13 protein-coding genes are annotated in these 15,799 nt (G+C 63.6%); 9 read left to right on the top strand and 4 right to left on the bottom strand.

All coding sequences use genetic code 11. From position 1 onward, the window contains the following. Positions 1–1,208: 1,208 nt before the first annotated feature. From ABD882_RS07935 to ABD882_RS07925, 3 genes are read right to left on the bottom strand one after another with little or no spacing between them, the layout of a single operon-like run. Positions 1,209–2,414 (bottom strand): amidohydrolase family protein, encoded by a 1,206-nt coding sequence (locus ABD882_RS07935; RefSeq protein WP_345185895.1) that lies wholly within the window; start codon positions 2,412–2,414, stop codon positions 1,209–1,211. A gap of 53 nt (positions 2,415–2,467) precedes the next feature. Beyond that, on the bottom strand, positions 2,468–2,971 hold the full coding sequence (locus ABD882_RS07930) for a RidA family protein (RefSeq protein ID WP_345185893.1): 504 nt from the start codon (positions 2,969–2,971) through the stop codon (positions 2,468–2,470). A 2-nt stretch (positions 2,972–2,973) separates the two neighbouring features. Next, a complete protein-coding gene (locus ABD882_RS07925; RefSeq protein WP_345185892.1) occupies positions 2,974–4,383 on the bottom strand; it encodes an MFS transporter in 1,410 nt (469 codons plus the stop codon). 71 nt (positions 4,384–4,454) lie between these two features. Between ABD882_RS07925 and ABD882_RS07920 the strand changes: the two genes are divergently transcribed. The 5 genes from ABD882_RS07920 (at position 4,455) to ABD882_RS07900 (ending at position 9,178) form a co-directional block, all read left to right on the top strand. Continuing rightward, positions 4,455–5,369, top strand: coding sequence for a LysR family transcriptional regulator (locus tag ABD882_RS07920; RefSeq protein ID WP_345185890.1), 915 nt, complete (start codon positions 4,455–4,457; stop codon positions 5,367–5,369). Between the two features lie 4 nt (positions 5,370–5,373). Further along, entirely contained in the window at positions 5,374–6,615 is a 1,242-nt protein-coding gene (locus tag ABD882_RS07915) for a PLP-dependent cysteine synthase family protein (protein WP_345185889.1), read from the top strand. A gap of 204 nt (positions 6,616–6,819) precedes the next feature. Next, positions 6,820–7,323, top strand: a complete 504-nt coding sequence (locus ABD882_RS07910) for an SDR family NAD(P)-dependent oxidoreductase (RefSeq protein WP_345185888.1) — start codon at positions 6,820–6,822, stop codon at positions 7,321–7,323. Then, positions 7,320–8,492, top strand: a complete 1,173-nt coding sequence (locus tag ABD882_RS07905; RefSeq protein ID WP_345185886.1) for a pyridoxal phosphate-dependent aminotransferase — start codon at positions 7,320–7,322, stop codon at positions 8,490–8,492. The genes ABD882_RS07910 and ABD882_RS07905 overlap by 4 nt, the downstream gene beginning before the upstream one ends. 14 nt (positions 8,493–8,506) lie before the next feature. Next, positions 8,507–9,178 carry a TetR/AcrR family transcriptional regulator gene (locus ABD882_RS07900; protein WP_345185885.1) on the top strand — a complete coding sequence of 224 codons (672 nt, stop codon included), beginning with the start codon at positions 8,507–8,509 and terminating at the stop codon, positions 9,176–9,178. A 441-nt stretch (positions 9,179–9,619) separates the two neighbouring features. Here ABD882_RS07900 and ABD882_RS07895 read toward each other — a convergent pair whose 3' ends face one another. After that, positions 9,620–10,369 carry a sulfite exporter TauE/SafE family protein gene (locus ABD882_RS07895; protein WP_345185884.1) on the bottom strand — a complete coding sequence of 250 codons (750 nt, stop codon included), beginning with the start codon at positions 10,367–10,369 and terminating at the stop codon, positions 9,620–9,622. A 39-nt stretch (positions 10,370–10,408) separates the two neighbouring features. Between ABD882_RS07895 and ABD882_RS07890 the strand changes: the two genes are divergently transcribed. From ABD882_RS07890 to ABD882_RS19100, 4 genes are all read left to right on the top strand, one after another. Further along, complete coding sequence (locus ABD882_RS07890) at positions 10,409–11,884, top strand: MFS transporter (protein ID WP_345185882.1); 1,476 nt, start codon at positions 10,409–10,411, stop codon at positions 11,882–11,884. 82 nt (positions 11,885–11,966) lie between these two features. Then, positions 11,967–14,399, top strand: a complete 2,433-nt coding sequence (locus tag ABD882_RS07885) for a glycoside hydrolase family 3 protein (RefSeq protein ID WP_345185880.1) — start codon at positions 11,967–11,969, stop codon at positions 14,397–14,399. A gap of 45 nt (positions 14,400–14,444) precedes the next feature. Further along, positions 14,445–15,095 (top strand): TetR/AcrR family transcriptional regulator, encoded by a 651-nt coding sequence (locus tag ABD882_RS07880; RefSeq protein WP_345185878.1) that lies wholly within the window; start codon positions 14,445–14,447, stop codon positions 15,093–15,095. A gap of 306 nt (positions 15,096–15,401) precedes the next feature. After that, positions 15,402–15,683 (top strand): amidase family protein, encoded by a 282-nt coding sequence (locus ABD882_RS19100; RefSeq protein ID WP_425563344.1) that lies wholly within the window; start codon positions 15,402–15,404, stop codon positions 15,681–15,683. Positions 15,684–15,799: the final 116 nt, after the last annotated feature.

Genomic DNA, 15,799 nt, shown 5'->3' with positions numbered 1-15,799 from the left:
GGCCCTTCACCGTCTCCGACGACGAGAACCCCGCGGGAAATGACACCACGCTACGGGACGCACCCGTCATGCACCCGGCTTTTCGGCGTGCTCAGAGGACTCCACTCCCCTGACGCTCCCCAGTTCGGCCGTACGGTCGATGGACCTACTGATCGTGGGTCGGGAGTTCTACAAGCCAGATCCGAGCCACTACTATGCCCGACCTCCATAGCGCCCAGCACCAGCGCAGCTCGCGCGGTCGCTTGAATGAAGTTGCGACCTACCTGCGACGCGTGGTGGTGACAAGCCCAATTCCGAGTGTGTGCAACGGCATCGGTCTGGCGCGGCAGTCCCCCGTACGCCGCATCGTTCCTGGATAGAGACTCGCGGCCCACTGCACTGTTGGCTCCGGATCCGAGTCCCGTCGACGCCCTCTCGCACAGTCGTTTGCCGCGGCGACCCCGTCATGTCCGTGGCCCGCTCCACCATGGGGACTGCGCTGTGATTGTCCTGACGCGCACATCCGTAGGGGGACGAATTTGGTCGACTTCTGGAATCATTGGTGGGCGCTGCTTTGTTTCGCGTCCCTGCTATTTGGCCTGCTGTGGGCATTCTGGGTGTACGTCTCGGCACCTCCCGTCGAGAAGCCGGGATCGTCCGCCCGTCTTACGGCGGCGGAGCAGCGATGGAATCGTTGGTGCGGTTGGTTAGCGGTGGTCGCTGGTCGTGGCGTCCGGCTGCGGGCTATCTCGAGTGGTGCGTGGGCTGCGTTGTTGCGGGAAAACGAAGAGAGTCTGAGTCAGGCAGAGAGAGCCAACCGGGCACGATTCGCCATCTCCATGGGGCTTGCGTGGCTGACGGGGATCTTCGGGCTCGCACAGGGAGCGCTGTCTGTCATCTGCCTGGTCTTTGCGCCGCTCACACCTACTGGACAGTGTCGAGACGTACACAATCGAGTGTGGGGATGGTGGTCAGCGAGGCCGGCGTGGACCTCGGCGGCGCGTCCAGCGATGGCACGCGCGGGCGGGCGTGGTTGTGTAGTCCCCCCGCTACCCGTCGATCTGCTCGACGAGCGAGAGTCCCTGATCGATCTCCTCACGAACAGCCATTCGCACCACCGCTCCGGCACCCCGCACGACGTCACGGTGAACCTGAGGCGGCCTACCGTCATTGATATCCGAGCGGACAGAACGGGGTCGGCTGCGTGCGCAGCCAACCCTCGTTCCCACTCATCGGTGCGGCTGCACCTCTACTTCCCGAATAGGCGCGGGCGAGTTCCGGCTGCGGAGCGCCCGGATCTGTCCGTTGATGATGACGGCGGCGATGCCGGTGATGTCACCTCGGTTCAGAGCCTCGATCGGATGGTTTGCGGGTCCTCCTACAGGTTCCTGGACCAAGACAATGTCCGCGGGACGGTTTTCCTCGAGGATCCCTTCCTCGCGTCTCAGTACCTTGGCCGCATTGCTTGTTGCGTAAGCAATGACATCGGTTGCGGGCACTCCGCCGATTGAGGACAGTTCGGCGATGGTCTTGATAATGGCCAACGGCATGACGCCGGTGCCCGAAGGCGTGTCAGACCCAAGAATCACACGGTCCAGGGCCCCGTTCTCGGCCGCCATACGCTGAATGTTCAGGCTGGCCGAGAGGTTGCCGGCTTGGACGAGCTGGAGTGCGGCGGTCGACTCCTCCATGAGGTGTCGCACGTCTTCTTCGGGCAGGCTCGTGGTGCCACCGTTAATGTGTCCGGCGATGTCGGGAGCCATCGCGATGAGGTCGTCGACCGTGATGGGAGCTACGCCGGGTACGGATGAGGCACCTCCCGAGTGGGACATGACCACGAAGCCGGCTTCCTGTGCCCAACGCACATGGGGCACGGCATCTTTCGGAGTGTTGAAGCCGCCGAAGCCGACCTTCATCAGCCAGATGCCCTGCGCTGCGAGGTCTGCGTAGTCCTCGCGTTCCATGTATGGGCCAGTCATCAGCGAGCCGCCGTGGATGCGGACGCCACCGGGGCGGTTGTTTGTGAAGGACCGGTTCGCGGCGACTGCTACGGCCTTAACACCGAACCGATCCATCGGTCGCCCGGGGAAATGCACCTCCCCTGCAGACATCATCGATGTGACGCCTCCATGCATATAGCTCTCGATGAACCCAACGGTGTTCTGCTTGGGATTGAAGTCTCCAATGGAGAAGTGCGTGTGTGTATCGAACAACCCCGGAAGCGCCACAGCACCTTTGGCGTCTATCACCACATTCGCCTGGACGTCGATGCTTCCACCGATCTCCGTAATGCGACCGTCGACGATGCGCAGGGATTCCACCTCCTTCAGCCCCTCGCCCAATCGCCCAGAAACAACACCGCGCAGATTCTTGATCAAGAGCGATCCAGTGCTCGCGCCGAAGAAGTTCTCGGGGTAGGTCTCGTCCCATGTCATCTCGTTACCGCCTCTCGTTTTCCCTCGAAGTGCTGATCGATGCTGGTCTCGTGTCATTGTGATGGCGAGTCGTCGGCTATTTGGACGACCAGCTCTACTTCGACCGGACTACCCTTCGGCAACGCTGCGACGCCCACCGCCGATCTGGCGTGGATTCCGTCGTCGCCGAACGCCGTGACCAGGAGTCGGCTGGCGCCGTCGACCACAGAGGACTGTTCGGTGAAGTCGGGCGAGCTCGCGACGAATCCGGTGATCTTGATGACCCGCGTGATGCGGCTCAGATCACCAAGGACAGCAACGAGCGCTGCCAGCGCGTTCAACGTGCATCGAGCGGCTTGCTCGGCGGCGTCCCGCGGGGAGACGTCGCCCTCTTCGTCTCCGACCCTGCCCGTCAGGGCGAGCTTTCCGTTGACCAGCGGAAGCTGCCCCGATGTGTAAGCAAACGATCCTGCGATGACTGCTGGCGAGTATGCCGCGATCGGCAGGGGCGTTTCGGGCAGGGTGTATCCGGCCTCGGCAAGTCGCGCGACGATGGCAGCGTGGCGTCGAGAGCTCACGACTACGCCGCCGATCCGGGCGTCAGTGCGTGCTCATCTTTTGAAGACTCCCGCGCGACGAGGACCGAGACGATTGTGATGACGAGCATCACGCCGACGTAGACGCCGATCGGAAGCCAGCTCTTGAAGTTGCCGTACAGAGCCACGGCGATGATCGGGGCGAGAGCTCCACCGAGGATACCTGAAAGCTGGAAGCCGAGAGAAGCGCCGCTATAGCGGACGTTGGCAGGGAACAGTTCGGTCGTGAAGGCAGCCAGTGGCCCGTACATGGCCGCCCAGCACAGCATTCCAACGAAGTCCGCCAGGATCATGAGTCCAAGGTCGTGCGATTCGAGCAGCGGGAAGAACGCGAAGACCCAGATGAGTGCACCAACCGCCCCGCCCACGTAGACAGGCTTCCGGCCGAGCTTGTCGGAGAGCGCCCCGAAGGCCGGAATGAAGATGACCATGGCGGCTGCGCTGAGCAGGACCACAAGCGTTGCCGTGGTCTGCTCAACACCAACCATCTGGGTGAGGTAAGTTACGACGAAGAGGACAAAGATGTAGAACGCGACGTCCGTTCCGACGCGCGATCCTGTCGCGATGAGAAGCTCGCGACGTTGGGTCTTAAGGACCTCGAGAATCGGATGCTTGACGCGGTTTCCTTCCGCCGCGAGCCTCTCGAACTCAGGGGACTCTGTGACGTGGAGGCGGATCCAAAGCCCGATCGCGATGAGGACGGCGCTGAGAATGAAGGGAACGCGCCAGCCCCAGGCAAGGAAGGCCGCGTCATCGGTGAGCCAGAGAAACAAAGTAAGAACTCCGTTGGCGAGGAGAAGCCCGAGCGGTACACCAATCTGCGGCCAACTCGCCGCGAGACCCCGTCTTCTCGGGTCGCCGTGCTCAAGCGACATGAGGACGGCACCGCCCCATTCACCTCCGAGCCCGAAACCTTGAACGAACCGAAGGACGGTCAAAGCGATCGGTGCGAGCACTCCGACCGTGGTGTACCCCGGGAGCAGACCGATGAGCATGGTCGAGATACCCATGATCAGCAGGGTTATGACCAATACGCGTTTACGTCCGACCCGATCTCCATAGTGGCCGAACACGATGGCTCCGATCGGGCGGGCGATGAACCCGACAGCGAAGCTTCCGAACGCCAGGAGCGTTCCGGTGAGCGGATCCAACGTTGGGAAAAACAGGTGGTTGAAGACCAAGGCCGCCGCCGTACCGTAGAGGAAGAAGTCATACCACTCGAGCGCTGTTCCGATGACGCTCCCGCTGATTGCACGGCGGCGAGTTCGGCGTTCGTCGGCGCGGGTCACTGTCGCTGAGGCCATTTCTGCCTTCTCCTTTGAATGCTGTGGCTGGTGGCACAGCGCCGTGATGGCGGTGCCGACGCCGCTCGGGTCGCGGCTGCCACCCATCATTGCGACAGCCTCGACCAAAATCCAATGGCGGTTCGGTTGCGTTACACAAACGACTGCTTATACTTCGTGGCATGCTCGACACGCAAAAGTTGGTGACCTTTGCCACCGTGGTCCGCACGGGAAGCTTCGCAGCAGCGGCGCGCGAGTTGGGGTACACCCAGCCGGGGGTAAGCCAGCAGATGAAGGCGCTGGAGAGAGATCTGCGCGCGACGTTGTTCTCTAGGGCGGGTCGCGGCCTCAAGCTCAGCGAGGAAGGGGAGGCTCTCGCAGGGCGCGTGGGAGGCTTGATTGCAGACCTGAGAGCGGCCGAGGAGCGCGTCGCTGCGGTGTCTCGGTTGAAGCAAGGGCGTGTCCGCGTATGTGCGTTCCCGAGCGCGAACGCGACACTCGTGCCGGCCGCAATGTCGCGCCTGAGGTCTCGCCACGTGAATATTGAGATCGAGTTGTTCGAGGCCGAGCCGCCTGAGTCCCTCGAGGGACTTGAGCGGGGTGATTACGATGTCGTGGTGGCGTTCCGCTACGACGATCAGCCCCCGGCGCCTGAGGTCGGAGAACTCGTCACGATTCCCCTGCTTGATGAGCCCATGGTCCTGATGATGTCTGACGAGCACCCGCTCGCTCGGCGCAAGCAAGTGGAGCTTGCTGAGCTCGACACTGCCCGATGGATCGCAGGTTGTGTCCGATGTCGCCAGGAGTTCGTGAACGCATGTGCCGACGCGGGTTTCGCACCGCGGATCGACATAACAACCGATGACAACCTTGCGGTGCAGAGTTACGTGGTTGCTGGCCTCGGGCTGGCAGTGATGCCGAGGATGACGCAGTCCTTCGTGAAGCATCCGAAGTTGAGGGCGAAGCCGCTCCTCCCGGAGCGTCGACGGCACGTGACCGCGACAATCCTGCGGTCCCAGCCGAAGACCGGTGCGGTCGAGCGCGTGATCGAGTCTCTCTTGCACGCGGCACGCGAACTCAACTCTGCATACATATAAGCAAATGTTTGCCAGATCCCAGAATCTCGTGCTGATGATTTGGGTCGCTGTCGATCAAGACTTCTTTGAGCGTGAACGCACACCCACGCGTCTGCCCAAAGAAGTGAGGTCATACATGTCGAGTCCCGTGCAATCTGCCCCGATCGAAACAGGCTTCCCAGCTCGTCGCGCTGATCGGCAATGGGTGCGGGAGGCATTAGAGCAACTGGAGGCCGAGACCTGCAGGAGCGGCTGGACCCCCTTGCTCCCCTTGCGTCTCCGCAGCATCGCTGACGTTGACATATATCTGAAGGACGAGTCGTTGCACCCAACCGGAAGCTTGAAGCATCGGCTGGCGCGCTCCCTCTTCTTCTACGCGCTATGTAACGGCGACATCGGGCCGCGAACGACGATTGTCGAAGCATCCAGTGGATCAACGGCGGTCAGCGAGGCCTACTTCGCACAGATCCTGGGCCTGGACTTCATCGCGGTTATCCCCGCGGCGACAAGCCGGGAAAAGGTCGCGCTCATCGAGCAGCACGGCGGCAGAGTTCACGCTGTTGACCATCCGTCAAACGTCGTTCCTATGGCCAGGCGCCTCGCAAAGGACTCGAACGGGTATTTTATGGATCAGTTCACTTACGCGAGCCAGGCAACCAATTGGCGACAAGACAATATCGCGAGCGAGCTGCTCACCCAGATGCAGCATGAAAGGTACCCTAAGCCGCAATGGATTGTGGTGGGAGCCGGTACGGGCGGGACCAGCACGACCTTCGCGCGCTTCGCACGGTACGTCGGACTATCCACCCGGATCGCTGTCGCCGATCCAGAGGGCTCGGCCTTCTACGAGGGGTGGCGCCACCGCGATCGCGCCGCCGTCACGCCGATCCCGTCGAGAATCGAGGGGATCGGTCGACCACAAGTCGAACCTTCCTTCTATCCCAATCTCGTCGATGAGGTGATCCCTGTACCCGATGCCGCTTCTATCGCCGCGATGCGCTGGACGTCAGAGCTGCTTGGGAGGCGAGTAGGAGCCTCCACTGGGACCAACATGTGGGTGACTCTGCAACTCGCATTGCGGGCTGAGACCAGCCGTCGGATGGGCAGTGTCGTCTCCCTCATTTGCGACTCGGGAGATCGCTATGAGTCGACTTACTACAACGATGCTTGGCTCTTCGAACAAGGCATCGACATCTCGCCATTCGTCGACGCACTCTCCGACTTCAACCGGACAGGAGCTGTCCCATTCGCCAATGGCGCCGGTTGAGAGGTCAAACCCGCGCTCGATGGCACGGTCCCACCGAGGCTAGGTTCAGAGACGGCTTGGGCGAAAGCGACAACGCTGTCGTACGGCAGCTCGGATTCTCGACGCCGAAGAGAGGGCGGTCAGGCGGCAACCTGCCCGCGCATCAGGATTCGTGAGGTGCGAAACAGAGACACTTCGCGGACCTCGAATGGGCAGGGGCCGGCTATGGCGGACGCAGTGACCACGCCCGACGGCGTACCTAGACGAATGGAACCCGTGGCGGGAGCCGTCCTCTCCGGCATGATCGAGCGCGGCGGCGGCACCATCATCACCGTGTCCTCCCTCGCCGCGGTCACGCCGAACCTGCTGGGTGGCGCCGCCTATGGCGCCGCGAAGGCCGGTGTCCGCAACTTCATGAGCTTCCTGCACACGACCTTCCGTGGCGAGGGCATCCGTGCGATTACCGTGCTCCCGGGCGAGGCGGACACCCCGATCCTCGACGGCCGAGCACGTCCGCCGGCCCCCGAAGAGCGCGCCAACATGGTGCAGCCCATCGACGTCGCGCGAGCCGTGCACCTTGCCGCGACGCTGCCGGCGCGTACAGTTCTCCAGGAGGTCGTCGTCGCACCGACCCGCCAGCGCGACACATCTGGAGACCTGGAGATCAGCCGCTGGCTTGGCGCTCCCGACAACGCGAAGTCCCCGAGCGCAGAGGAGGCGGGCGCATGACGACCGTCGACGCCACCGGCACCGTCTTCGTCCCGGCGCCTGCCGTTCAGCGGGTGGAGGCCACCTCGCGTCGCGTGCAGCAGCCCTCGTCGACCAGCGACCTCGTCTCCCTTGCGGTGAGCGAGCCGGACTTCGACACCCCGCAGCCGATCGTCGATGCCGCTCACGCAGCGGCCGCCCGCGGTCGCACCCACTACGCGCCGATGGCGGGTGACAGCGCGCTGCGGGATCGACTCGCGGCCGAGATCGCGAAGCTCCGCGGACAGCATACGGATGCATCGGATATCCTCGTCACCCAGGGCGGCACCGCCGGCCTCTCCGCAGCGATCCTCGCCACGATCGGGCCCGGCGACCGGGTCGTGATCCCGGACCCCACTTACTCGCTGTACGCCGACCTCGTCTCCCTTGCCGGCGGAGAGGCGGTCCACGTCCCCCTCGCGGAGGATCTGCACTGGAACCTGGGCGCCCTGAGGGATGCGCTCCCAGGAGCGCGCATGTTCGTATTCTGCAACCCGGGCAACCCCACCGGCATCGTGCACTCCCGCGAGGAGATCGAGGCGCTCGCAGGGATGCTCGAAGGCACGGACACGATCGTCCTCGCCGACGAGGCGTACGCCGCCCTGAGCTTCACGGATGCGCCGTTCACCTCGGCGCTCGAGGTCCCCGCTCTGGATGGCCGCACCATCTACTGCCAGACGTTCTCGAAGAACTACGCCATGACCGGCTGGCGAGTGGGATACCTCTGGGGCCCGACCCCGATCATCGAAGCAGCGACGCGCGTGCACGGCACCTTCAACGGGTCGCTGAACACCTTCGTCCAGGATGCGGCTATTGTCGCTCTCGACCAATGCGCCGCCGACATCGACCGCATGCGCGCCTCGTACCTGCGTCGCCGCGAGATCATGCGCGAGGCGCTGGCCGCAGTCCCCGGACTCGATCTCAGCGAACCCGAGGGAGCGTTCTACTTCTTCCCACGGTACGACGCCCCGCTCTCATCGATCGAGATGGTGGCATTCCTGCGCGAAAACGGCGTCGCCGTGCGCCCGGGGTCTGAATTCGGCCCCAGCGGCGAAGGTCGCATCCGGCTCTCTTACGCCGCCTCAGACGAGGCGATCATCACGGGCGTAGCACGCATGGCGGACGCGATGCGGGCACTACGATCGTCCTGAGCGGAGGGAGAACGATGCGCACCGACACTGAACGGAACCGTCGACGTCTAATCAAGGCCGCCGCGTATCTCGTCGCACGCCGTGGTTCATCCGTCCGCATGGCGGACGTAGCCGAACGGGCAGAAGTCTCGACGGCAACCGCGTACCGGCACTTCGGGTCCGTCGACGAGATCCTCGAGCAATTCCGCTTCGACGTTGGTCAGCGGCTTCTAGATTTCAGCACCAAAACAAACGAGCGGGGACTCGAACGCCTGAAGCTTGTGTGCGGATACTGGGTGCGTCTTGTGGTCAAGCATGGCGGTGCCATGGTGCAGACGCGATCGGAGCACGGTTATCTTGAGCGCCTTCGCGGCGCAACGCCATACTTGACCGTGCAGGCGAACGCGCTGCTCCCGGCCATTGCCGACGCGGCATTCGAACTGGGCATGGACGATCCGGGAGACGAGGCGCTGTTCCTCTGGAACATGATGTTCGATCCGCGCGAGATCTTCGATCTCCTACGCACCGTCGGTCTCACTGAGGAGCAAGCCCTTGGCCGCCTGTTCGCGGCGTTCTGCGGGGCGCTCGTTGAGTGGGCTTCCAACAAGGCAGACGAACAATCCGGCATTGGCCCGCTCGCCTCGGAACCTGAAGTCAGTTCTGGTCGGCTGACTCGCCCAACTCCCGTGGACGCCGCAGCCCGATAGGTGTCGGAATCTCCGCGCACGAACCAGCCGCGTTCATGAAGACTATGGCGAGCTCCTCCGAATCTGGCTCGCACAGTTGCCCGCCGCGGCATTGATCCGCGAGGGGCGGGCCGGCACGGAAGGCGGGCCCAGCAGCTGGTGACGGGATCGTCTGAACTGGCTCAGTCAGCGCATGGATCGAGGTGCGACCGCATATTCGGGCGAAAGCGTTGTCGCCCGACAGGCGTGCGGCGTGATCACTCGTTCGAGGAAGGCCGCCTCATTCGCTCCTATATCAGGACCCGAACGCGTGGGGGCAGATCACGCCCCCACTACGTTCGCCGCAACGCCTCTCCCCTTCAGCTCCGTCACTCGATCAAGTCCGCCGTGGGTGTCGGAGGACACTTTATTAACAAGGCGTCCCGACTCGTGTCGAACGAAACTCTCGCCGCGCGCGTTGTATCACCAGTTCAAGATGACCTGGATCACGGTCATCACCGCAATCACCAAGATGAGGATCGCGAAGCTGCGCTGTAGCAGTTTAGGGCTGATCTTGTGGGCGACACGCGCGGTGAGGAATGCGCCGATCATACTGGGTGCGGTGAACGCGATCGCCACTGCCCAATTCGGGTGTGATGCACCCGCGTGGGCGATCAGGCCCGCAAGGGTGTTGATGAGCGCGACCGCAAGGGAAGTCCCAACAGCCACGCCGATCGGTATGTCGAGCGCGAGCACGAGCGCGGGAATTGTGATGAAACCACCGCCGACGCCAAAGAGACCGGTGAGAAATCCGACCAACGCGCCAATGACGAGTGCTCGGAGAACCCAGAAGTTGGGCCGCTCAGCGCTCGACTGGGAAGGGCGGGGACGAAGCATCTGCACGCCAGCAGCGACCATCAGCGCAGCAAAGGCCAGGAGCAGGACACTCTGGGGAAGGAGTTTTCCCGCTGCCGTCCCACCAAAGGCGGCGGGGATGCCTGCTATGACCACGAACAAGACCACGGGCCAGTTCACGAGCCGCTTCTTGATCCGCGGGGCGAGCGCCGCGATGGGCGACACCGATCCCATCACCAGCGAGGTCGAGATAGCGGCGTCGAGCGGCAGGCCGATGAGGTACACGAGCGCAGGAACAGTGATGATGGCGCCGCCGGCGCCAGCAAAACCCGTAAGCATGCCGATGACGAGTCCGAGCAGTATGACTGCGATGATCATTGGCCCTCCGAAGGTGGCGCTCCGAGCGTAAGACTAGTCATGCTACAGACCGAGCGCCCGGTTTGTATAGAGTTCACCACCATGCTCGCAAACAGAACGGGACGGAGCGACACAAACTCCCCCTTGCGCCGCTTCTTGTCCGGCGCTATGGTCATACCGACCGAGCGCACGGTTTGTACCCGACATCATTCTCAACGAGGAGACCTCATGGCCGCTCAAAAGCCAGCCGCCGCCCAGACCGGGCTCTCGGCTGTGGCGTTCGTCAAGTCGAACCCACTTATCCCCACGCCCACAGAGAAGGCAAACTTCCGCGTCGTCGCCACGATGGTGCTGGCGCGTCTCGGCCTCATGACCGCCTTGTCCGCGCCCTTGACCGCCGGTATGGTGCTCAAGCTTCAGACGCTGGTACCCGCAACGTCAGTGGTCGGGACGCTGGGTGCGATCACGTCGATCGGAGCGCTCGCTGCGCTGATCTTCGATCCCATCTTCGGGCGCCTTAGCGACCGCACCACTGGTCGGTTCGGCCGGCGCCGCCTATGGATGATCTTCGGAGCTTTGGCGCTCGCGATCGCGCTGGTCGCGATGTCGTTCGCGACGTCGGTTGTGCTGCTGGGTCTGTTCTGGGTGCTTGGCCAGCTCGTGGGCAACGCCGCTGTGTCAGCTCACACCGCCACGATCGCAGACCAACTCCCGCCGACTCAGCGCGGCAAGGTCAGTGGCGCTGTTGGGATCGCTCAGCAGGCCGCCCAGTACGTCGCCGCGTTCACGGCGGCGATGGTCGCGCCGAACCTGCTCCTATTGTTCCTGATCCCCGGCATCATCGGCTTCGTGCTCGTCACGCTGTTCGCGATCGTTCTCCCGGACAAGCCGCTGCCGAGGCGCCCTGAATCCGAGTCCGGATGGTCCACGGTGTGGAAGACGTTCTGGGTGAGCCCGAGAAAGCACCCCGATTTCGCCTGGGCTTGGTGGTCCCGCTTCCTACTCGTGCTCGCGAACTTCATGTTCACGACGTTCCGGCTGCTGTGGATCCAGCACGACCTCGGTCTGACCCCGGTGAAGGCGACGCAGGTGCTGGCCACGGGCGTGCTGTGCTACACGGTGTCGCTGATCATCGCAGGACAGTTCGCCGGATGGCTTTCGGACCGGGTCAAGCGCCGCAAGATTTTCATCATCGTCTCCGCGGTCCTCTTCGGTCTCGGGATGTTCGCGCTGAGCTTCGCGACGGACGCGATCCACTTCTATCTGGCAGAGGTCGTTCTCGGCATCGGATTCGGCACCTACGTGTCGGTCGACTTGGCGCTGGTGATCGATGTGCTCCCCAACCCGGACGAGGCCGCCAAGGATCTTGGCGTCTTTAACATCGCGATGACAGCTCCGCAGGTGCTCGCCCCCGGAGTGGCGGCGTGGCTCATCGGAGTCGGCGGCGGACAGAACTACACCGTAATGCTGATCGGTGCGACGATCAGCGCCATCATCGGAGCAGCCTTGATCCTGCCGGTGAAATCTGTGAGATAGCGGAGCATTGGCCTGACGAGTGGGATCTCGTCTCGCCGTCAGGCCAGATGCATCGAGACCAACAACGAGCTGAGGAACGAAGATGGCCGCTTACAGCGATGGACCCGAAGCAGCGAGCTTCATCGAAACGACGATTGAATCCATGACTCTTGAGGCCAAGGTAGACCTCCTGTCGGGCGCGGACTCATTCTCCTTAAATTCGAACGCGCAAATCGGCTTGGATGGACTGGTCCTGTCTGACGGTCCTACAGGCGTTCGCGGCCCGGTCGTCGTCGGCGGGAGAATCGGCTGCCTCTTGCCGAACGCCAGCCTGCTCGCCCAGTCATGGGATCCGATCGCGATGCGAGAGGTCGGCAACCTCCTCGCGGAGGAAGCGATCGATCAGCAGACGCATGTGGTGCTCGGCCCCACCATCAACTTGCACCGCTCCCCGCTGGGCGGGCGACTCTTTGAGGCCTTCAGCGAGGACCCGTTGCTCACGGGCCATCTCGCGGCCGCTTACGTAAAGGGGATCCAGGACCACGGCGTCGCGGCCACTCCGAAGCACTTTCTCGGCAATGAATCCGAAACCGAACGCACCACGGTGAACGCCGTTATCGAGGACGCGGCCCTCCGCGAGACCTACCTTCTGCCCTTCGAGATCGTGGTGCACGACGCTGCACCGTGGGCATTGATGGCCGCGTACAACCGCGTCAACGGGCTACCCTCGACGGAGCAGCAGCCCCTGATGAACGGCGTTGTCAAAGGCGAGTGGGCGTACGACGGCCTCATCATGTCGGATTGGCTCGCCACACAGACAGCGATCGAAAGCGCAAATGCCGGCCTCGACCTCGTCATGCCCGGACCAGACACACCCTGGACTGAGTCGTTGGTGAGCAGCGTCGAAGCGGGCCTGGTTACCGAGTCCGTCGTTGATGACCATGTGCGTCGGCTGTTGCGTCTCGCGGCGCGGGTTGGAGCCTTCCACACGAAACGCTCGTGGCGCGACGGGCTACCGACGCCGGCATCTCCCACTCGGCGCGAGCAGCTGAAGCGCCTGGCGGCTCAGGGCATGGTGGTCATCAAGAATGAAGGAGGTGCGCTACCGCTTCGGTCGGGCGTCCGGCAGCGGATCGCATTGATCGGACGCCATGCGGTCGACACGATCGCCCAGGGCGGCGGTTCGGCCCAGGTCAGACCGCCGCATATCGTCTCGATTGCAGACGGCCTGTCCCGGCGCATCGACGAAGGACACCTGGAGGTGATCGACGGCGTGGAGACTCGAACGACGCTCCCGCCCGCTGACCCTGCGCATCTACGCGATCCGGAGACAGACCTGCCTGGGGTTCGCATCCGCGTCTATGGCGCCGCGGGCGAGCTCAGAGGGAGCCGGCACTGCGATCTGGCAGAGATTGAGGATAGCCAGGCCGGGTGGCTTGAGGGTGCCGAGGTAATCGAGTTCGAAGCGGCGGTGCATCTCCCCGAACCGACAAGGATGCGACTCGGCGCACGAGGCCCAGGCGAGTGGATGGTCACCGCGCCAGGACACGAGGAGCAGTTCGAGATCACCTATCACGATGGCCCCGGGGGCGGATTCTTCCGCCCGAAGAGCCACGCGACGACCGTTCCGCTTGCCACTGGCGACATCGTGAAAGCAACGGTGCGCCGCGGTGCGCTGCCGCGGATTCTCGGGCTGGTGCTCACGACTGCTCCCCGCCCCGCAGCGGCGACGATCGCAAACGCCGTCCGTGGGGCGCAGAACGCGGACACCTCCATCGTCGTTGTCGGCTTCACCCCTGATCAGGAAACCGAGGGCCTCGACAAGACCACGCTGACGCTCCCCGGCGATCAGGACGCACTCGTGGCTGCCGTCGCCAGCGCGTCGAAGAAAACGATCGTGGTTCTCAACGCTGCGACTCCCGTTCTGATGCCGTGGTTGGACCTAGTCGACGCGGTCCTGTTCGCAGGGCTTCCGGGACAGGAGGCCGGCGACGCTGTGGCTGCTGCGCTCACCGGTGAGTACTTGCCCGAGGGGCGGTTGGTGACGACCTTTCCCGCGCATGACGGCGACGGGCCCGCTTGGAGTGTCGCCCCGAAGAACGGCGACCTGGAGTACAGCGAAGGAACGGCAGTCGGTTATCGAGGCTGGCACGAGTCCGCCACAGCCCCTGCATACTGGTTCGGGCACGGACTCGGTTACACCGAATGGGAGTACGAGGGCGCCGAAATCCTTCAGACAGCGGAGTCCGATCTTCTTGTGCGTGTCACCGTGCACAACATCGGAGCACACCCTGGACGCGAGACGATCCAGGTCTACGTACGGCCCCACAGCGAGGGCGATCCGATCCGCCTCGCAGGATGGTCGCAGGCAGACCTCGCCCCTGGCGAGCACGCCAGTGTCGTCGTCCACTGCGACCCGCGCCTCCTGCGCCGCTGGGACACAGAGCGCGGCGGCTGGGCGCCGTTCGAAGGGATGGATATCATCGTCGCCCGAGGCCTCGGAGACGTCCGGGCTACGATTCCGGTACCGGCGTAGTGGGACCGGCCCGCCACAGTCCACCTTGAGAACAGGAGATCCAGCGTGTCGTTTCCTTCGCAATACGCGTCTGAAGTACGGAAACGGCGCCCGCGCCAAGACGCGGAGCGCACACGTGAGCAAGCGATCCGCGCCGCCGTCGCGCAGATCGCTGACGTAGGATTTCACAAAATGACTCTCGCGGACGTTGCGAAGAGGACCGGGATCTCCCAGTCCGGTCTTCTTCATCACTTCTCGTCGCGCGCAGCACTGCTTGCCGCGGTCCTGGACCAGCGGGAGCGCGATGACCGCGAGTTCTTGTTCGGAGACGGTCAGGTCCCCCTGGGGTGGGACGCGTTCGAAGCGCTAGTCTCTCTCGCCGCCCGGAACACCACCAGACCTGAATGGGTCGGCGTGTTTGTTCGCGTCGCCTCCGAAGCCACAGAAGCGGACCACCCTGGTCACGCCTGGCTCCTCGACCACTACGACGGTGCGCGCCGTTGGCTCACGGATGCCGTCGAACATGGCATTCGGACGGGAGAAATCGCGTCGGAGGCACCCACGGCACTGATAGTGGGTAACACGATCGCCATTCAAGACGGCCTCCAGCAGCAGTGGTTGCTATCCCCGGATGGCGTCCCACTCGTGCGGCACCTCCGGCAACATGTCGACGGCCTCAGATCGGTATGGGAACGGCAGCCGCCCAAGAACCAGTGAAGGTAGGCGCGATCCACGCCAGCGTGCCCGGGCCGCGCGCTTGTACTGCTGAACTGCAGGCGTCGAGAATCGTCGCCGCGAAACACTTGGCCAGGCACCGCCTGAACAAGCACAGCATCGATTTCGGCAGTTCACGTCGGGGCTCCACTGCTCTCTCCCCTGGGCGACCGGCAGGATCAGGACAGACTCGGAAGCCCGCGCGCACTGCACCTTTCGCTCCGAACCCGACGGGTGGTCGTTCGCGGGCATCTCGGCACATACTGAAGTTGGCCGAGATGCCATCCATCGCCTCACTCAGAGGGGCCCGTGACGGGAAGAAGGCAGCGTCGGTATCTCGGCAAGGGAGACGGACCGGTTCGTGAGCTGGAAGGTATCCCGATCGGGATCAAAGAAGACGAGCCGATCGCCGGCGAGCCGTGGACCCAGGGTTCACTGCTCCTAAAGGACGAGATCGCGGACGCCTCGTCGCCGATGGCAGAGCGAATCCTTAACGCCGGGGCTGTCGTTCATGCGCGGACGACCAGTGCTGAATTCAGCTCCGCGCCATTCACTCGGTCGAGGCTCTGGTGTATGACTGCCCCGAAGTAGAGGCGGTCAGCTCGTACGGACCAGTGCCGAACGATTCGGTCGCGAGAGCCTGGTCAAGTCCCGTGTCGTGGTGTAATTCCTGTTGCTCCGTGGTGGGTGGGGTTTAGGCGGTCAGG

The sequence above is a fragment of the Microbacterium panaciterrae genome (assembly GCF_039541635.1).
GTDB classification, from domain to species: domain Bacteria; phylum Actinomycetota; class Actinomycetes; order Actinomycetales; family Microbacteriaceae; genus Microbacterium; species Microbacterium panaciterrae.
Note: the sequence above shows the minus strand (reverse complement) of the source record. Positions and strands in the feature narration are given on the sequence as shown.